Below are 17,978 nucleotides of genomic sequence, written 5' to 3' on the forward strand. Positions count from 1 at the left end.
CACTGTTTTTAGGGGCCGATGTGGAACAGACCGGCATTGATCACTTCCACCTCGACACGGGGATGATATTGCCAGATGGTTTCTCGCAGTCGTTGTTTTTTCTCCTGGTGTAATTCGTCGCTCATTCTCCATTCGTCAGGGTAGTAGGTGTGGATTTGTTCCAGTTCAAGGTCTAGCTGTTCTTTGGCCTCTGTATACCAAGTGGAATCTTGGCGTTCAATCCATCCCTGCAAGTGGTATTCCAGCTCACCGACCGCCTCAGGAATGGAGAGGCGTTGAGGGAGAATGTGGCGATGAGCCGGCAGTTTAGCATTCCAGTTTTTTTGTAAACACGCCTGATAAAAGTGTTCCCGAATTTCACCCGTTCGTAAATCGATGCCCAAATTGCGAATCTCGTCCCGTTTGCGATCACAGATAAAGGAGACGAGAAAATTGATCCCTAGCCAGGGTTGATAGGGGTAGGATTGCCCCCATAGCCGTGCCGATGTTTTGATCTCTTCATAAAGACGAACAAATCGCCCCTTCTTTCGGGCAGAACGGAGAATAGCGGAGAAGCGAGGGGAACCAAAGGTGAGAAGTTCCGACCGGTTCTCTTCCGGCGCATGTTCGGCGTTAAAGCAAAAGGAAAGAGTGCTGGTCTGCGGCTCCAACCCCATTTTATCGACATACATCCAGTAAAAGGGGCGATGCACTAAGTCCTTGTCGCTTTCTTGCGACAGACGCGTTGATAGATAGTGCTCCTCTTTTTCAATGATGTGGCAGCCATAGGCGTGGAGGTAGCTTTCAGTGAATGCTTGTACTTCACTCGGTTCCATCCAGCAACGCCTCCCGTTTGGTTTGGTTGCGGTCGCTTGTTTCCCGTGCATGTTGGAACTGTTCCCCCAATTGATTGAGGCGGGAGCGGATTTCCTGATCATCTTTCGCTTCCAGCATAATGCGCATCAGATTTTCTTCCATTTCTTCTTTGCCGTCCAAGCGCTCCAGGATATCTTCCAAGTCACCGATTACCGTGCGAAAGAGGTCGATTTTTTCGTGCAGGAGCCACAAAATATGTTCTTCGATCGTATTCTCGGTGGCAAAGTTATGGATGATGACATCCTGCTCCTGGCCCAACCGATGAACACGGCCAATCCGCTGTTCCACCCGCATCGGGTTCCAGGGGAGATCATAGTTGATAATGTGGTGGCAAAACTGAAGATTGATCCCCTCTCCACCGGCTTCGGTCGCCACCATCACTTGGGCGCGGGTGCGGAAAAGTTCCATCATCCAATCTTTTTTATTGCGCTGAAAACCGCCCCGATAGGGAACGGCGATCATTCCTTTCGCTCGTAATGTGCGCAACAACATATCTTGTGTAGCGCGGTATTCGGTAAACACAATCACTTTGTCGGCGATCGATTGAATCAGCTCTACCGTTTTATCGATTTTGGTCTGATGTTTGACGGCGCGCAACAGGTCGACCAACTGTTCCACTTCCGGTGTCAACTGCTGTTTGTGCCCCTCCCCCTTCTGGAACAGCTTAAACAACGTATGAAAAGCGGCATCACGGCTGCTACATACTTCCCGTTGCAACGTGATCAAGGCGAGGGGGTTTTTCATCACATTGCCGCCGCCTGAACGCCACCGTTCCCGCACAAAGGAGGTTATGCCCTCGTATAAGGCCCGCTCTTCCGCAGACAAGGTGATGGGAACGGTGCGTACTTGCCGATTGGTAAAACCGATGCGCCCGTCGCTCCGCTTGTTGCGAATCATCACCCGTCGCACTTCTTCCCGCAGCTGTTCTTCGTTTTTGGCTTTGCGTTTACCAGCGACATAGGAGGCGCTAAAGTTGTTTTGTTGCCCCAGGTGCCCCGGTTTGAGCAGTGTGACCAAGTTGTACAGTTCGGGTAGATCGTTTTGAACCGGGGTAGCGGTTAGTAACAGGCTGTATTTCTTTTGAATTTGGTTGACGAATTGCCAGTTCTTTGTTTTGCGGTTTTTTAATTTGTGCGCTTCATCTACGATTAAGAGATCGTAGTGACGGGAAAGCACTTTTTCCCGATGGGGATCCCGTTTGGCGGTGTCGATGGATGCGACTAAAATATCATACTGATCCCACATCCACGCTTTTTTTTGCGCAGCGGCGGGGATCTGGAATTTTTGGTTCAATTCCCGTGTCCATTGCAACACGAGGGAGGAGGGAACCAGGATCAAAGCTTTGGAAACCAAGCCGCGAACCATATACTCCTTTAAAATCAACCCCGCTTCAATCGTTTTTCCCAGTCCCACCTCATCCGCCAAAATGGCTCGCCCTCTCATCTCACCTAGTACGCGCCGCGCTGTTTCCACCTGATGGGGCATCGGTGTAAATCCCTGTATGTGAGATAAGCAGCGCAATGTATCAAATTCCGGAATTCGTTCCGCTTCCGCCGCTTCCATCGCCAACTGATACCGTTCCCATGTGCTCCACTCGCTGTCTGTCTCCGCTTGCTTGATAAACGTTTCCAACCATCGCCGGTCCATTCGAATCGGAATCCATTCCATCCCGATCACCCTTTTCTCTGTTAATCTGTCTTAGTATGGAAAAAATAAATAGAGGTTATGTGTGACTCAATTTTGATTATCTATATTTGGATGAAGGGGGAGCGATTTTTAAGTCTACGTACTCTTGTGTTTGCAAAGAAGGAGGAACTATTCGCTCCATTATTTCGATAAGTTGTATCGTTACCATATAAGACAGGTCCCAATTCGCACTTGCTATCGTAATTGGATGTGATTTGTGGCACAATGGAGTTGATTTCCCTGGTTCCGGCGGTTGATGGCGGGAGGAGAGACCACATGAGCGATGTGGCGCCGAAGGAGCAAGCTGCAAGAAACCAGTGTACGGCTGATGATCAAACTGGTTTAGTGAATCTCTCAGGCAAAAGGAGGCCCGCCGGACGCTTCTCTGGAAAGAGCCGTAATGGCCACCCAAGGGGCAAAGCTTGGCTGTAGTGCCGAGTCAAACTCTCAGGTAACCGGACAGGGTTATATGGATCGGGGAGAACACCCCCTTTTTAGGGGAAGAAGCCTTACGGCTTAAGAATCAGGATGGAGGTGGCATACATGGCTGAGTTAAAACGGACCACTCTTTATCCCGTGTACGGGGAGGGGGCCAAACTGGTTCCCTTCGGCGGGTGGGAGCTACCGGTCCAGTTCAGCGGGATCAAGGCGGAGCATGAGGCGGTTCGCACCCGTGCGGGGCTGTTTGATGTTTCCCACATGGGCGAGGTAGAAATTAAGGGGAACGATGCCTTTGCGTTGGTGCAGACACTAACCACCAATGATGTCGCCAAGCTGTCGCCGGGAAAAGTGCAGTATACCGCGATGTGTTATCCCGATGGTGGAACCGTAGATGATCTGTTGGTGTATCACCGGCGAGACGGCTCTTATCTGTTAGTGCTCAACGCTGCCAACACGGACAAAGATGTGGAGTGGATCGAGAAACATGCAACAGGGGATGTCACCATCCGCAACGTCTCCGACCAGGTAGCCCAACTGGCTCTACAGGGTCCGCTGGCGGAAGAGGTGCTGCAAACCTGCACCGCTGTGGATTTGTCCGGAATCGCTCCCTTCCGCTTTGAGGAGGATATCGTGGTAGGAGGGGTGAAAGCCCTGGTTTCCCGTACCGGTTATACGGGTGAGGATGGGTTTGAGTTGTATCTCGACGCTAAGGATGCCCCGCAATTGTGGCAGCGGATTTTAGAGGCGGGCAAGGACTATGGCGTTCTTCCCTGTGGCTTGGGTGCACGGGATACCTTGCGCTTTGAAGCGCGGCTGGCTCTGTACGGCAACGAACTTTCCGCCAGCATCAGCCCGATTGAAGCAGGCATCGGTTTTGCCGTTAAACCGAACAAAGGGGAGTTTATCGGACGGGATGTATTGGCAAAGCAAAAAGCGGAGGGATCTCCCCGCAAACTGGTGGGGTTGGAGATGATTGAACGTGGAATTCCCCGCTCCTATTATCCGGTGTATAAAGATGGGGAAGAGATCGGAGAAGTAACCTCTGGAACCCAGTCGCCCACATTGAAGAAAAATGTCGGGCTGGCTTTGGTGCGTGCAGAGCAAGCCGAAATAGGCAATGAAGTGGATGTGGAGATCCGTGGGAAACGGGTGTCCGCTAAAATCGTAAAAACCCCTTTTTATCAGCGGACAAGAGGTTGAATGGAGAGCGGAGGAGGAGTCGGAATGAATTTTCGTTATCTGCCGATGACGGAGGAAGACCGCCAGGCGATGTTGGCGGTGCTCGGCATTTCATCCGTCGATCAATTGTTTGATGAAATCCCGGAGCAAGTCCGGTTCAGGGCGCGTCTATCCCTTCCGGAAGCGATGGACGAGATCTCGCTAACCCGGCATATGTCGCGATTGGCCGGCAACAATACGCCTCTTACCCAGGCGGTTTCTTTTTTGGGTGCCGGTGCTTATGAACATTACATTCCCAGTGTGGTGAACCATGTCATCTCCCGATCGGAATTTTACACGGCATACACCCCGTATCAACCGGAGATCAGCCAGGGGGAACTACAAGCGATTTTTGAGTTTCAAACCATGATTTGCGAGTTGACGGGGATGGAAGTGGCCAACTCTTCCATGTACGATGGCCCCACCGCTTTGGCGGAAGCTGCGGGGGTAGCTGCCGCTGTCACTCGTAAAAAGGAGATCCTGATCTCACGGACGGTACATCCGGAATCCCGTACCATTTTGGCGACCCAAGCTAAAGGGCTGGGTCTTGACATTAAGGAGATTCCGGAAAAAGGCGGGGTGACCGATTGGGACGCCTTAAATGCCGCCCTCAGTAGCAATACTGCGGCAGTGGTGGTTCAATCCCCCAACTTTTTCGGAAATCTTGAAAACCTGGAACGGGCGAGCGATCTGGCTCATCGACAAAAAGCGCTGTTTATCGTCAGTATTAACCCGATTTCGCTGGGGCTGTTAAAACCGCCGGGGGAGTACGGTGCGGATATGGTAGTGGGTGATGCCCAGCCGATGGGTATTCCGCTTCAGTTTGGCGGTCCCCATTGTGGTTTTTTTGCCGTTACCCGTCAATTGATGCGCAAAGTGCCGGGACGGATTGTCGGCCAAACCGTGGATGAAGACGGAGAGCGCGGCTTTGTTCTTACCTTGCAAGCGCGGGAACAACATATCCGCCGGGAAAAGGCGACATCCAACATCTGCTCCAACCAAGCCTTAAATGCTTTGGCCGCCGCTGTTTGGATGACGGCGCTAGGGAAGCAAGGGTTACAGGAATTGGCCCGTCTTAACTTGGATAAAGCGGGCTACGCTTACCAGCGCCTATCCCAGGTGCCGGGGGTGGAACCGCTGTTTAACCAACCTTACTTCAATGAGTTTGCGCTCAAATTGCCTAAATCGGTGGGCGCGATCAACCGCGGGCTCTTACAGCGAGGCATCATCGGCGGGTATGATCTGGGCCGAGATTATCCTGAGCATGAGGGTGCCATGTTGCTAGCTGTGACCGAGATGCGGACCAAGGAAGAGATTGACGGATTGGCCGGTGCACTGGAGGGATTGGTATGAGTGAAGGCAAAGCGTTGATATTTGAAATGAGCCGACCAGGACGAGTGGCATACAGTATACCGACATCCGATGTTCCCGCTGAAGATGGGAAGGAACGCATTCCGGCTGGAATGCTGCGGGAGGAACCGGCGGAGCTTCCGGAAGTGTCGGAGTTGGATTTAATCCGCCACTATACGGAACTGTCCCGGCGAAACCATGGAATTGACAACGGCTTTTATCCCTTGGGTTCCTGTACCATGAAATACAACCCCAAAATCAATGAAGATGTGGCCCGTTATCCCGGTTTTGCCCACATCCATCCCTATCAGCCGGTAGAAACCGTACAGGGAGCCCTGCAATTGATGTTTGAGCTGCAGCGTGATCTGGCGGAGATTACCGGTATGGATCGCGTCACCCTCCAGTCTGCCGCTGGGGCCCAGGGCGAGTGGACCGGTTTGATGATGATCAAAGCTTATCATCACAACCGCGGCGATTATCAGCGGACCAAGGTGATCGTGCCTGATTCCGCCCATGGAACCAACCCCGCCAGCGCGACGGTAGCGGGATTTGAGGCGGTGACGGTTCAATCCAATGAACAGGGTCTAGTCAGTGTCAAAGATTTAAAAGCGGTTGTTGGGGATGATACTGCCGCTCTGATGCTGACCAACCCCAACACATTGGGCTTATTTGAACAAGAGATCCAGGAAATCGCCGCTATCGTCCATGAAGCCGGCGGTCTTCTCTACTATGACGGAGCAAATGCCAACGCTATTTTGGGCCATTCCCGTCCTGGAGATATGGGCTTTGACGTCGTTCACCTCAACTTGCATAAAACCTTTACCACGCCTCATGGCGGTGGCGGCCCCGGTTCCGGCCCGGTGGGGGTAAAGGAGATTTTGGCTCCGTTTTTGCCGGCACCGCTGGTAACCAAAACCGATGAGGGCTATACATTTGATTACGATATTCCCCAATCGATCGGTCGGGTGAAAGCTTTTCACGGCAACTTTGGGATGTTGGTGCGTGCTTATACCTATATTCGGACGATGGGCCCCGACGGCTTGCAACGTGTATCTGAGGATGCCGTCCTAAACGCCAATTATCTGATGAAGCGGTTAGAGGAACACTTTGACGTTCCCTTCCCGGATCGGTGCAAGCACGAATTTGTCTTATCAGGCAATCGTCAGAAACAATGGGGGGTCCGCACCCTGGATATGGCGAAACGGTTGCTGGATTTTGGCGTCCATCCGCCGACGATCTACTTTCCGCTCATCGTGGAGGAGTGCATGATGATTGAACCCACGGAAACGGAAAGTAAAGAGACATTGGATCGTTTTGTTGAGGTCATGATCCAAATCGCCAAAGAAGCGGAAGATAATCCGGAAGTGATCCAAGAAGCCCCCCATCATACGGTAGTAAAGCGACTAGATGAAGTAACCGCCGCCCGCAAACCGGTATTGCGGTGGGAAAAAGAATCGGATTGAGAATCATCAACAACTCAACCCCTCCTTTATGGAGGGGTTATTGTTTGAAAGAAGACCATTCGAATGAATGTTCGATATTTGTATTGAAACCGTAAGATTATGTATGTATAGTAGATATATGAAAACTTTTAATTTAAAAGAAGGAGCTAGAACTATGAATGAGTATCATTCTTATAAGTCAGCACAAGGCCGTGCCAAATGGGTACAGGGATTGTTTGTGGTATTTATTGTTTTATCTTTATTCAGTAGTTTATCAATGCTGATGGATAATGTGTATTTATCCAATGTGATAAGTGAAGAAGAGCTGATGAATGATATGGGTTATATGGGAGTGGTGGTAGTTAGTTTACTCATCGGTTTATTTCTGATGATTGTAGAGATCGCCATTGTTGTTTTGTTTTGTATGTGGGTACATCGCATTCACCGCAATCTGCCGTCTTTGGGGGCGCAAAATCTTGAATTTACCCCGGGTTGGGCGGTAGGGTGGTATTTTATCCCCTTCGCCAATTTGGTTCAGCCTTTTCGGGCTGCTAAGGAAGCGTGGAAGGCGAGTGATCCCGAAGTGGAGAAGGAACCGAATACTACCTGGAAATCGCGATCAGTACCAGGGTTGATAACCGCGTGGTGGGTATTTTATATTATTAGAAATGTACTAGCCGGCTCTGCAGGTAGTTCATCCTTCCAAGCAGAAACGATCGATTCTATAATCACATCGAACTACCTATATATTGTTTCTGATCTAGCTAATATTGTTGCAGCTATAATTGCCATTTTCTTTGTGCGTAAACTAACCCAGCGTCAGGAAGAGCGTAATCGCCAAATGCCTCAAGCTTCTCCGGAGTCAAAAGTATGGGTATGAGTAGTGCATTTTGCTGTAGTGTAAAAAACCATTGACGATAAGAAGTGAACATGCTTAACTTAAACTGGTATATCTTCATTTTATCGTACATATCGGACTATCATTGGAGGGAGATTGGGTGGAACAATGGCACGCCCCTGTGCAACAAACGGAAACTCCGCAGGAACAGGTGATAACCCTTAGCAGCGATGATCGGACATGGGGGATGCTTGCCCATTTGGGTGCATTTGCCGGCATGATTTTCCCCTTGATCGGAAACATTTTGGGCCCATTGATCATTTGGCTGGTGAAAAAAGAAGAGAGCTCATTTGTAAATGATCAAGGTAAGGAAGCGCTCAACTTTCAAATCACTATTGCAGCCATCGGTATTGTCCTAGGAATTATATCGGGTATTTTCGGTTTCATTCTGACCCTTATTTTTCCGATAGCGGGATTACTGGTATTGATATTGGTTTCTCTTATACCAATTGCATTGGGTATCTGTGCGATGGTCTTTATGATCATCGCTGCGGTTAAAGCAAACAAAGGTGAATACTATCGTTATCCTTTTGCCATCCGCTTAATCAAATAAAAAAACTGATACACCCTCGACCAACCGGTTGAGGTTTTTTTATTTTTGAAGGTTTGCCTTTTGGAATTGACGAGAAATGGGGTAAAAACATAAACTAAGATTATTCGAGCAGGAGTGGCAATATTTACGCTACACATCCATATCTGCTCGAAATTGCTAAGGAGGGAATCGGTTTGGAACAGTCACAAGTTCCTCAGGATGCACGGACGATGGGCATGTTGGCTCATTTGCTCGGGATTTTTTCGTTTATCGGTCCTTTGATTATCTGGTTGATTAAAAAGGATGAGCATCCCTTTGTGGATGACCAAGGAAAAGAAGCGCTCAATTTTCAGATTTCCCTTCTCATCTATTACTTTATCTCCGGCCTTCTTTGCATCATTCTTATCGGTCTTCTTATCCTTCCAGTTGTTGTCATTGTCCATTACGTTTTTGCCATCCTGGCCGGGGTAAAAGCGAACCAGGGCGAATACTACCGCTACCCTCTTACCATTCGCTTTATCAAGTAAAGAATCTCCAGAAGACCCTCAACCATTGGTTGGGGGTCTTTCGTTGTTTATGGCTTTGTTTTCTCATCTGTACACCCTCTGCGCAGGGGGGAGTAGTAAGGGAGCCTTTATAACGGTATGTGTGGGTATCTTTGGGTAACAATACAGTGGCATTTAATTTTTTATTAAGGAGCACTGCAGTTGATTCGCTTTCTTCCTTGGGCATTTTATCCCAGCTAAGTGTTTGTTTTCTTTTCCTTGCTTGATCAGGAGACCGACTACGGCTAGGTTTTCATCGTTATCTTTGTGGACTAAATGAAGTTCCATATCGGCGGGTTTACCATTGATCGTATGCTCGCTCGGGTGTGGAAATGGAATTGCTGCAGGGTATAACGATTGTTGTTAATCTTGATGGTGTTAATGGTAGTTGACAAATCAAGCGAGAAACCCTATAGTATCATTGATGATGGAATTGATAATCATTATCAATTAATTGGTTTTGCGAATAACGATTCGGAGGGTACATAATGGTTCGCCTATATACTAACGACCTAAAAATCGGCTATGGTGAACGAGTGATTGTGAAGGATCTTTCGGTTGAAATCCCGGATAAAAAAATCACCACCATTATCGGGGCCAACGGTTGTGGAAAATCGACCCTCTTAAAAGCGCTCACACGAATTATTCCCTATGAATCGGGTTCCATCATCCTCGATGGCAGAAGCATCTCAACAGAGGATACAAAAGCGCTCGCCAAAAAGATGGCGATTCTTCCGCAAACCCCTGAAAGTGCGAGTGGGTTAACGGTCGGTGAACTGGTCTCTTACGGACGCTATCCTTATCAAAAGGGATTTGGCCGACTAACCACCGCTGATATCGAAGTGATTGACTGGGCGCTGGAGGTGACGGGTACAGCTGCTTTTAAATATCATTCAGTCGATGCACTATCCGGCGGTCAACGGCAACGGGTTTGGATTGCTATGACCCTTGCGCAGGAGACGGAAATTATCTTTCTGGATGAGCCGACGACTTATTTGGATATGGCTCATCAGTTGGAAGTGTTGGAGCTGTTGCAACAGCTAAATAAAGAACAAGGGCGTACCATCGTTATGGTTCTTCACGATATCAATCAAGCCGCGCGTTTTGCTGATCGGATTATCGCGTTAAAAGAGGGCCACATTGTCAAGACGGGTAGCTGTGAGGAAGTAATCCGCCGTGACGTCCTGAAAAAGGTTTTTCAAATTGATGCCGATATTGGGCGCGATCCCCGTACCAATAAACCTTTGTGTCTTACCTATCACTTATTACAAGGAGAGGATACGCTTGCAGAAACGACTCATGCTGATACCCCTGCTCTTGTCGGTGTTGATTCTTAGCGCTTGTGCCGGCCAAGCGGCGGAAAATGGTAGCGATGAGGAAACCATCACCTATCAATCGGAAAACGGACCGGTTGAAGTGCCTGTCGACCCGCAACGGGTGGTGGTGCTCTCTTCTTTTGCCGGTAATGTAATGGCGTTGGATGTCAACCTTGTTGGTGTCGATTCCTGGTCAAAAATGAATCCTCGCTTCCAAGATCGATTACAGGATGTTGAAGAAGTTTCCGATGAAAACATCGAGAAAATTATTGAACTAAAACCGGATCTCATTATCGGGTTATCCAATATTAAAAACGTGGATAAATTAAGTAAGATTGCACCTACGGTTACCTTTACCTATGGAAAAGTGGATTATCTTACCCAGCATCTAGAGATCGGTAAGCTCCTCAATAAAGAAAAGGAAGCACAGGAGTGGATCGATGATTTCCAAAAGCGCGCCCAAGCCGCCGGTGACGAGATTAAAGAAGAGATCGGTGAAGATGCGACGGTTTCGGTGATTGAAAGCTTTGAAAAGCAATTATACGTTTTTGGTGATGACTGGGGACGGGGCGGGGAGATCTTATACCAAGAAATGAAGTTAAAGATGCCGAAAAAAGTGCAGGAAATGACGAAAAAAGAAAGCTATGAAGCAATATCACCGGAAGTTCTGCAGGAGTATGCTGGTGACTATGTCATCTTTAGCAAAAATCAAGACGCCGATCATTCTTTTCAAAAGACAAATACCTATCAAAACATTGCAGCGGTAAAAAAGGATCAGGTTTATGAGGTTAACGCAAAAGAATTTTACTTTAATGATCCCCTTACTCTGGAATATCAACTCGAATTCTTTCAAAAGTCGTTTCTTAAAAAATAAGCGCGAGAGGGATTCTACATGATCCCTCTCCCCTCTATCTTACTCTAGAGAAAGATGCGATCATTTATGAGTCAACCACGCTCGATTCCATTTGTTTATAAGCTGATTCTGATGTTTGTTTTGTTTATTGCTTCCTTTATCGCAGCGATGGTTTTTGGAGCAGCCGATACGGAGATCAACGAGATTTGGCTGGCGCTTACCTCGGATGTGACAACCGATACTACGACGATGATTCGCGAAATTCGCTTGCCGCGTGAAGTGGCGGCCATTTTTGTTGGGGCCGCCCTTGCTGTCTCCGGAGCGATTATGCAAGGGTTAACCCGAAACCCCCTTGCAGATCCGGGTTTACTCGGTTTAACCTCTGGTGCCAATGCCGCTCTCGCCATTTCGCTTGTCCTAATTCCTTCCGCTAATGATTTTGTCATTATGATCGCCTGTTTGATCGGTGCAGCCGTTGGAACCTTGATGGCTCTTGGGATCAGTGCGATGCAAAAGGGAGGCTTCTCTCCATTTCGTCTGGTTTTAGCCGGGGCGGCGGTGTCCGCCTTTCTGCATGCGATCGCTGAAGGAGTCGGTATCTATTTTAAGATTTCCAAAGATGTATCCATGTGGACGGCTGGCGGTCTGATCGGAACGTCATGGGATCAAGTCCAGGTGATCGTCCCCTTTATCATGATCGGGATTGCGATTTCACTGCTGTTGGCACGGCAGCTGACGATTCTCAGCTTAAACCAGGATCTGGCTGTTGGATTGGGACAACGGACAACCCGGGTAAAAGGAATTCTTTTTATCGTCATCATTTTGTTGGCGGGGGCTGCGGTCGCCCTTGTCGGTAATATGGTATTTATCGGGTTGATGATTCCTCATATCGTCCGTGCCGTCGTCGGGACTGATTATCGCTTGATTTTACCGATGTCCGCCCTACTCGGCGCCTCCTTTATGCTGTTGGCGGATACACTGGGGCGTACCATCCATGCCCCTTTTGAAACACCGGTGGCCGCGATTGTCGCCATGATCGGATTTCCTTTCTTTCTATTGATTGTACATAAAGGAGGGAGAGCGTTCTCGTGATCCATCCTTATTTAATCAAAAAGCAGCGCTTGTTTTTATACGGGTTATTCGCACTTATCGTCATCACCGGCATCATTGGGATGGGAGTGGGTGATTCTGCTCCCTCTTTGCAGCGCGTGCTGCCCACGTTATTCGGGAATGGAACCGATATGGAGGAGTTTGTTCTGTTTTCGATTCGGTTGCCACGGCTCGTCATTACGCTGCTGGCGGGTATGGCGTTGGCAGTATCCGGTTCAATCTTGCAGGGAATTACGCGCAACGATCTCGCCGATCCGGGAATTGTGGGGATTAATGCGGGGGCAGGTGTGGCCATCGCTCTTTTCTATCTCTTTTTTCCGATCGATACCGGCTCCTTTGTCTATATGCTGCCGCTGGTTGCATTTATCGGTGCTTTTCTGAGCGCATGTCTGATCTATCTTTTTTCCTACAACCGCAAGTTCGGCCTGCAACCGGTCCGTTTCGTGCTGGTCGGGGTCGGCTTATCGATGGCCTTGTCGGGAGCGATGATCGTCCTCATCTCCGCTTCTGAACGAGAAAAAGTGGATTTTATCGCCAAATGGTTGGCAGGAAACATCTGGGGTACCGATTGGCCTTTTGTGTGGGCGATTCTTCCCTGGCTGCTGGTGCTGATCCCCTTTTGTTTCTATAAAGCGAATCGCCTCAATCTACTCAACCTTAGTGATGCCGTAGCGATCGGGGTTGGTCTATCCATCAAAAGAGAACGATTCACTCTGCTGTTGTCAGCAGTTGCTCTCGCTGCGGCTGCGGTTTCAGTAACCGGTGGTATTTCATTTATCGGCTTAATGGCTCCCCATATCGCCAAAGCGCTCGTCGGTCCAAGACATCAATTATATATGCCATTGGCGCTTCTCATCGGCGGCTGGTTACTGTTGTTGGCAGACACCATCGGACGCAACCTCGTCGATCCAGCCGGTATCCCCGCAGGCATCGTGACCGCTCTTATCGGTGCTCCCTATTTTCTGTATTTGTTGATGAAGAAATGACGATGGTACAGCCCCCTTTTATCCAAAAGGGGGTTTTTATTATGCAAACAGGAAGAGTGCGCAATCACGGCGAATCAATCGAAAGATCATAAAGACCGAAGGATTGGAGGAATTGATATGTCTTTTCCCCTTCCCAACAGCCAGCATTTTTCCTTGCATGATTACATCCAGTGGTTGGAAGGGATTATTGACGCGATTCACGACGGCATTCTGGTTATTGATGCAAATGGCATCGTTCAACATATTAATCAGGAGTATACCGTTATCACGGGAGTGTCCAAACAGGCGATCATCGGCAAGCCTTTACAGGAGATAAGGCCGGGCGCACAGCTTCCCTTGACGTTAACGGACGGAAAATATCGAAGCGGCATTTATCGCAAAGAAGGAAAAAAGGAGTATGTCGTCGATATGGCACCCATTATTCATAGGGATCGAGTGATTGGAGCGGTCTCAGTTTGTAAAAGCGTATCGGAAGTGCATGCTTTGACCAAGGAGCTTTCCCTCAGTAAAAAAAGAGTGGCACAGCTGGAGAAAGCGGTTGGTCATCTGCATCGTGCCAACTATACCTTCCCGGATATCGTGGGTGCCGAGGGAGGGCTAAAGAAAGTGATCCAACAAGCCCGAAAGATCGCTACATCGGCGTTAAACGTCTTGATTACAGGGGAGAGCGGTACAGGCAAAGAGCTGTTTGCACAAGCGATTCATCAGAGCAGCCACCGCAAAAATGCGCCGTTTGTAGCGGTCAACTGTGCCGCGATCCCGCTTCATTTATTGGAAAGCGAACTGTTTGGCTATGAAGAGGGGGCGTTTACCCATTCTAAGCACGGTGGAAAAATGGGACTGTTTGAATTGGCCCACACCGGGACGCTCTTTTTAGATGAAATCGGGGATATGACGCAGGATCTGCAGGCAAAGCTGTTACGTGTGTTACAGGAAGGGCGAATCCGTCGCGTCGGTGGGTTGGAAGAGCGGGAAATCGATGTAAGAGTGATTGCCGCCACCAATAAAGATCTGCAAGCGATGGTGGAGAAAAAGCGCTTCCGCGATGATCTATATTACCGTTTAAATGTGGTGCACTTATCCATTCCACCCTTGCGCCAACGAAAACAAGACCTTGCGGCCATTGTCTCATCCCTGATTCGACAGCGACCGCGACAAGCACATTTTACGATCGATCCAGAAGCGATGGTGATGTTGCATCAGTATGATTGGCCGGGCAATATTCGGGAGCTAAAAAACACCATCGATTATGCGCTCAATATCGCCGATGGTGAAACCATTACCAGCGCAGATTTACCGGAAACGTTGAGGCGACAGGTATTTGCCAATCCCGCCCCCTCCGCTGATCGTCATTTGAAAACGATTGTGGAACAAGCGGAATATCAGGCGATCGTTACTGTATTACAGGAGACCGGATATGATGGGAAGGGTAAAAAAGAAGCCGCCAAAAGGCTGGGGATTTCATTGGCCACTTTGTATAACAAGCTATCCTATTACAAGATGAAGGGCGATTTCTAATGGGTTAGAAACTCGTTCTACTCATTTAGAAAGCGCTTACAACACAAAGGCTATTTGCCTGTTTCATCGCTGCCCATTTCTAAAGGTTTAAAAAACAATTCCCTCTTCTGTTTGAAAAAAGCCCAGTTTTGGGGCTTTTATTTTTGGCATCAAATTTGCTCTCTGTTAACCGTGATCGGTATCTCAAGGTGAAAAGGAGGCGAAGCTCTTTGGCTCTACTCGGTTTTTTGACGATTGCCGTTTTCTTATATCTGATTTTGAGCAAACGCGTATCGGTGATTGTAGCTTTAATTCTTGTCCCGTTTCTGTTTGCACTTATCGGCGGCTTTGGTGTGGAGATCGGTCCGATGGCGTTGGCGGGGATTGAGGAAGTGGCACCGACAGGGGTGATGCTCGGGTTTGCCATTTTGTTCTTTGGAATTATGAACCAGGCGGGATTATTCGATCCCTTGATCACCCGCATCTTAAAAATGGTTCAAGGCGATCCGTTAAAGATTGTGATGGGTACCGTTGTCATCGCGATGTTAACACATTTGGACGGTTCCGGCGCTTCCACCTTTCTGATTACGATCCCGGCTCTGTTGCCGCTATATGACCGAGTCGGGATGAGTCGTTTGGTTTTGGCGGGTATGGTGGCGTTAGGGGCCGGAACGATGAACATGATTCCATGGGGAGGACCAACGGTACGAGCAGCCAGTTCTCTCGGTCTGGAAGTGAATGCGATTTTTACACCGCTCATTCCGGCGATGGTGGCAGGGATCGGTTGGATTCTGTTTGTCTCGTATCTGATCGGAAAGCGGGAACGGAAACGTGTCGGTATTCATGATTTTGAGTATGACTTTAAGCAAGAATTATCCGCTGAGGAAATGGCCAGCCGACGGCCAAAGCTATTTTGGCTTAACCTGGTTCTGACCATTGTAACGGTGGTTGCACTGGTAAAAGCATGGCTGCCGTTGCCGATTATTTTCATGGTGGCGCTGGCCGTCGCCTTGCTGGTCAACTATCCCGATCCCAAAGAACAACAAGCGCGACTGCGCGCCCAAGCCACAGGCATGGTGACGGTGGTTTCCATCATTTTCGCCGCAGGGATATTTTCCGGGATTTTATCCGGTACTGGGATGATCGATGCGATGGCACAATCACTGGTAGCTGTCGTGCCGCAACAGACCGGCGGATGGATGGCGTTATTGGTTGCGGTTACAAGTATGCCGCTCAGTTTAATCTTTACCCCAGATGCGTACTATTTCGGCGTGTTGCCGGTGTTGGCGCAAACAGCGGGCGTATATGGGATTGAATCCGTTGAGGTGGCCCGTGCAGCCATTCTGGGACAAATGACGACAGGGTTTCCCCCTCAGTCCGTTGACTGCTGCTACGTTTTTACTGATTGGATTGGCGGGAGTGGAGTTGGGTGATCATCAGAAGTTTATCTTTAAATGGGCGTTTCTGACGACCATCGTGATGACGGTAGTGGCATGGATCACAGGTGCAATTTCGATATAAGAGGTGATGGGATGTTACGGATTGGAGTGGGTGCGGGGTTTTCCGGCGATCGGATTGAACCGGCACAGGAGTTGCTCAAGCTGACGCAATTGGACTATCTGGTATTGGAATGCTTGTCGGAGCGCACAATTGCCATCGCCCAAAAAATGAAGCGGCAAAATTGCGACTGGGGCTATGATCCCTTATTGGAAAAGCGGATCACCGCCTTGCTCCCGCTGTTAAAACAAAAAAAGGTTCGCTTGATCACCAATATGGGAGCGGCTAATCCCCATGGTGCGGCCGCCAAGATACTGGCGATTGCACAAGCGCTCCAAATTCCGTGCAAAGTGGCCGCTGTCAGTGGCGATGATGTGTTGGAACAGGTCGATCCACACGATTCCATCCTGGAAAACGGGAAGCGGATTGTCGATTATCAACCGCTGATTTCCGCCAACGCCTATCTAGGAGTGGATGCTTTGCTCCCAGCGTTAAAAAGCGATGCGGACATCATTGTGACTGGCCGAGTGGCGGATCCTTCACTCTTTTTGGCGCCGATGGTGCATCATTACGGCTGGGCGTTGGATGATGTGGATCGTTTGGCTCAGGGTGCGATTGTGGGCCATCTGTTGGAATGTGCCGGTCAAATTACCGGTGGGTATTATGCGGAACCGGGTAGAAAAGCGGTCCCTGGAATGGCTCATCTCGGTTTTCCCTTTGCTCTCATCGAGGAAGACGGAACGGCGACCATCACCAAGCCAAACGAGACAGGCGGAGTGGTCAACCTGCATACGGTGAAAGAACAGCTTTTATATGAGATTGGAGATCCGACGGAATATATCACCCCCGATGTGATTGCCGATCTATCCAAGGTAGAACTGGAAGAGGTCAAACCGAACCATGTCAGAGTAAAGGGTGGGAGAGGAACGGGAAGGCCGGAACAGTTGAAGGTGTCCCTCGGTTACCATGCCGGATATTTGGGAGAAGGGGAGATTTCTTATGCCGGTTCAACCGCGGTGGAGCGGGCTCAACTGGCAAAAGCGATCCTGCTGGAACGATTGCAAGCGGAATATCCTCGCTTACAAGTGGATTTAATCGGCTGTTCCGCCTTACATCGCACCCAATGGGGTGAGCAGCGACCCTATGAGGTGCGTGTGCGCGCGGCTGCTTTGTGTCGGGAGCGGGAGAGTGCCGCCCGCATCGGCCAGGAGGTGGAAGCTCTCTATACCAATGGTCCCTTTGGCGGTGGAGGGGCGCGAAAATATGAATCGGAAATGATTGGAGTCGTTTCTACGCTGATACCGCGAACCAAAGTGAATGTCGATATTCAATTCAAGGAGTGGCGGCCATGAGGAAGGTCAAATTATATGAAATTGCCCACAGTCGGGCCGGCGATAAAGGGGACAGCGTTAATTTGTCGCTCATTCCCTATCAGGAAGAAGATTATGAGTGGTTGCAGCGGGAAGTCACTTCGGAGCGGGTTAAAAAACATTTGTGTGAGATTGTCAACGGGCAAGTGGTTCGGTATGAGTTGCCTTTGATTAAAGCTTTTAACTTTGTCTGTACCGAGAGTTTGGCCGGTGGGGTAACGACTTCGTTGGCACTGGATCCCCATGGAAAAAGCTTAAGCAGTGCATTGTTGGAAATGGAGATTGAAGCTCCTGCTGGTCGGTTAGAGTAGTCGCTAAAGCTTCACATGACGATTTCTCCTTTTTCGGAAACCTATATTGTTCCTTTGATGGGAAGGAATGC

At 49.2% G+C, this 17,978-nt stretch carries 16 protein-coding genes, 1 pseudogene and 1 riboswitch; of the genes and pseudogenes, 14 read left to right on the forward strand and 3 right to left on the reverse strand.

What is annotated here, in order from left to right; translation table 11 throughout:
* Positions 1 to 8 precede the first annotated feature (8 nt).
* The gene (locus C8J48_RS05135; protein WP_170105181.1) at positions 9 to 815 is read right to left on the reverse strand and encodes a YqhG family protein; all 807 of its coding nucleotides are present in this window, start codon (positions 813 to 815) and stop codon (positions 9 to 11) included.
* Entirely contained in the window at positions 802 to 2,523 is a 1,722-nt protein-coding gene (locus C8J48_RS05140) for a DEAD/DEAH box helicase (protein WP_107725271.1), read from the reverse strand. Before C8J48_RS05140 ends, C8J48_RS05135 begins: the two co-directional genes overlap by 14 nt.
* Positions 2,524 to 2,794: 271 nt before the next feature.
* Positions 2,795 to 2,921, forward strand: a riboswitch (glycine riboswitch).
* A 163-nt stretch (positions 2,922 to 3,084) separates the two neighbouring features.
* Here C8J48_RS05140 and gcvT point away from each other — a divergent pair.
* From gcvT to C8J48_RS05170, 6 genes are all read left to right on the forward strand, one after another.
* Positions 3,085 to 4,182: a glycine cleavage system aminomethyltransferase GcvT gene (gene gcvT, locus C8J48_RS05145; RefSeq protein WP_107725272.1), complete on the forward strand. Its 1,098-nt coding sequence runs from the start codon at positions 3,085 to 3,087 to the stop codon at positions 4,180 to 4,182.
* A 24-nt stretch (positions 4,183 to 4,206) separates the two neighbouring features.
* On the forward strand, positions 4,207 to 5,553 hold the full coding sequence (gene gcvPA, locus C8J48_RS05150; RefSeq protein WP_107725273.1) for an aminomethyl-transferring glycine dehydrogenase subunit GcvPA: 1,347 nt from the start codon (positions 4,207 to 4,209) through the stop codon (positions 5,551 to 5,553).
* Positions 5,550 to 7,013, forward strand: a complete 1,464-nt coding sequence (gene gcvPB / locus C8J48_RS05155) for an aminomethyl-transferring glycine dehydrogenase subunit GcvPB (RefSeq protein WP_107725274.1) — start codon at positions 5,550 to 5,552, stop codon at positions 7,011 to 7,013. The genes gcvPA and gcvPB overlap by 4 nt, the downstream gene beginning before the upstream one ends.
* 154 nt (positions 7,014 to 7,167) lie before the next feature.
* Positions 7,168 to 7,872, forward strand: a complete 705-nt coding sequence (locus C8J48_RS05160; RefSeq protein ID WP_170105183.1) for a DUF4328 domain-containing protein — start codon at positions 7,168 to 7,170, stop codon at positions 7,870 to 7,872.
* 118 nt (positions 7,873 to 7,990) lie between these two features.
* On the forward strand, positions 7,991 to 8,443 hold the full coding sequence (locus C8J48_RS05165; RefSeq protein WP_245891069.1) for a DUF4870 domain-containing protein: 453 nt from the start codon (positions 7,991 to 7,993) through the stop codon (positions 8,441 to 8,443).
* Positions 8,444 to 8,616: 173 nt separating this feature from the next.
* Positions 8,617 to 8,949, forward strand: a complete 333-nt coding sequence (locus tag C8J48_RS05170) for a DUF4870 domain-containing protein (RefSeq protein WP_245891070.1) — start codon at positions 8,617 to 8,619, stop codon at positions 8,947 to 8,949.
* On the opposite strand, the gene C8J48_RS19330 is transcribed toward C8J48_RS05170, so the two are convergent.
* Positions 8,942 to 9,154 carry a carbonic anhydrase family protein gene (locus tag C8J48_RS19330; protein ID WP_107725276.1) on the reverse strand — a complete coding sequence of 71 codons (213 nt, stop codon included), beginning with the start codon at positions 9,152 to 9,154 and terminating at the stop codon, positions 8,942 to 8,944. The genes C8J48_RS05170 and C8J48_RS19330 overlap by 8 nt on opposite strands.
* A gap of 301 nt (positions 9,155 to 9,455) precedes the next feature.
* Between C8J48_RS19330 and C8J48_RS05185 the strand changes: the two genes are divergently transcribed.
* The 8 genes and pseudogenes from C8J48_RS05185 (at position 9,456) to C8J48_RS05220 (ending at position 17,907) form a co-directional block, all read left to right on the forward strand.
* Positions 9,456 to 10,304 carry an ABC transporter ATP-binding protein gene (locus C8J48_RS05185; protein WP_107725278.1) on the forward strand — a complete coding sequence of 283 codons (849 nt, stop codon included), beginning with the start codon at positions 9,456 to 9,458 and terminating at the stop codon, positions 10,302 to 10,304.
* Positions 10,267 to 11,157 carry an iron-hydroxamate ABC transporter substrate-binding protein gene (locus tag C8J48_RS05190; protein WP_107725279.1) on the forward strand — a complete coding sequence of 297 codons (891 nt, stop codon included), beginning with the start codon at positions 10,267 to 10,269 and terminating at the stop codon, positions 11,155 to 11,157. The genes C8J48_RS05185 and C8J48_RS05190 overlap by 38 nt, the downstream gene beginning before the upstream one ends.
* Before the next feature lie 66 nt (positions 11,158 to 11,223).
* Positions 11,224 to 12,228: a FecCD family ABC transporter permease gene (locus C8J48_RS05195; protein ID WP_107725280.1), complete on the forward strand. Its 1,005-nt coding sequence runs from the start codon at positions 11,224 to 11,226 to the stop codon at positions 12,226 to 12,228.
* Entirely contained in the window at positions 12,225 to 13,232 is a 1,008-nt protein-coding gene (locus tag C8J48_RS05200; protein ID WP_107725281.1) for a FecCD family ABC transporter permease, read from the forward strand. Before C8J48_RS05195 ends, C8J48_RS05200 begins: the two co-directional genes overlap by 4 nt.
* Before the next feature lie 117 nt (positions 13,233 to 13,349).
* Positions 13,350 to 14,750 (forward strand): sigma-54 interaction domain-containing protein, encoded by a 1,401-nt coding sequence (locus tag C8J48_RS05205; protein WP_107725282.1) that lies wholly within the window; start codon positions 13,350 to 13,352, stop codon positions 14,748 to 14,750.
* A 209-nt stretch (positions 14,751 to 14,959) separates the two neighbouring features.
* A pseudogene (locus tag C8J48_RS05210) lies at positions 14,960 to 16,250 on the forward strand (CitMHS family transporter).
* An 11-nt stretch (positions 16,251 to 16,261) separates the two neighbouring features.
* The gene (locus C8J48_RS05215) at positions 16,262 to 17,578 is read left to right on the forward strand and encodes an acyclic terpene utilization AtuA family protein (RefSeq protein WP_107725283.1); all 1,317 of its coding nucleotides are present in this window, start codon (positions 16,262 to 16,264) and stop codon (positions 17,576 to 17,578) included.
* A complete protein-coding gene (locus C8J48_RS05220) occupies positions 17,575 to 17,907 on the forward strand; it encodes an AtuA-related protein (protein ID WP_211316588.1) in 333 nt (110 codons plus the stop codon). Before C8J48_RS05215 ends, C8J48_RS05220 begins: the two co-directional genes overlap by 4 nt.
* Positions 17,908 to 17,978: the final 71 nt, after the last annotated feature.

Origin of the sequence: Desmospora activa DSM 45169, from assembly GCF_003046315.1 — a bacterium.
Taxonomy (GTDB): domain Bacteria; phylum Bacillota; class Bacilli; order Thermoactinomycetales; family DSM-45169; genus Desmospora; species Desmospora activa.

Bases quoted from the DNA above. Each gene is read 5' to 3' on its own strand.
- C8J48_RS05135 (WP_170105181.1), bottom strand. From the start codon at position 815: ATGGAACCGAGTGAAGTACAAGCATTCACTGAAAGCTACCTCCACGCC.
- C8J48_RS05140 (WP_107725271.1), bottom strand. From the start codon at position 2,523: ATGGAATGGATTCCGATTCGAATGGACCGGCGATGGTTGGAAACGTTT.
- gcvT (WP_107725272.1), top strand. From the start codon at position 3,085: ATGGCTGAGTTAAAACGGACCACTCTTTATCCCGTGTACGGGGAGGGG.
- gcvPA (WP_107725273.1), top strand. From the start codon at position 4,207: ATGAATTTTCGTTATCTGCCGATGACGGAGGAAGACCGCCAGGCGATG.
- gcvPB (WP_107725274.1), top strand. From the start codon at position 5,550: ATGAGTGAAGGCAAAGCGTTGATATTTGAAATGAGCCGACCAGGACGA.
- C8J48_RS05160 (WP_170105183.1), top strand. From the start codon at position 7,168: ATGAATGAGTATCATTCTTATAAGTCAGCACAAGGCCGTGCCAAATGG.
- C8J48_RS19330 (WP_107725276.1), bottom strand. From the start codon at position 9,154: ATGCCCAAGGAAGAAAGCGAATCAACTGCAGTGCTCCTTAATAAAAAA.
- C8J48_RS05185 (WP_107725278.1), top strand. From the start codon at position 9,456: ATGGTTCGCCTATATACTAACGACCTAAAAATCGGCTATGGTGAACGA.
- C8J48_RS05190 (WP_107725279.1), top strand. From the start codon at position 10,267: ATGCTGATACCCCTGCTCTTGTCGGTGTTGATTCTTAGCGCTTGTGCC.
- C8J48_RS05195 (WP_107725280.1), top strand. From the start codon at position 11,224: ATGAGTCAACCACGCTCGATTCCATTTGTTTATAAGCTGATTCTGATG.
- C8J48_RS05205 (WP_107725282.1), top strand. From the start codon at position 13,350: ATGTCTTTTCCCCTTCCCAACAGCCAGCATTTTTCCTTGCATGATTAC.
- C8J48_RS05215 (WP_107725283.1), top strand. From the start codon at position 16,262: ATGTTACGGATTGGAGTGGGTGCGGGGTTTTCCGGCGATCGGATTGAA.
- C8J48_RS05220 (WP_211316588.1), top strand. From the start codon at position 17,575: ATGAGGAAGGTCAAATTATATGAAATTGCCCACAGTCGGGCCGGCGAT.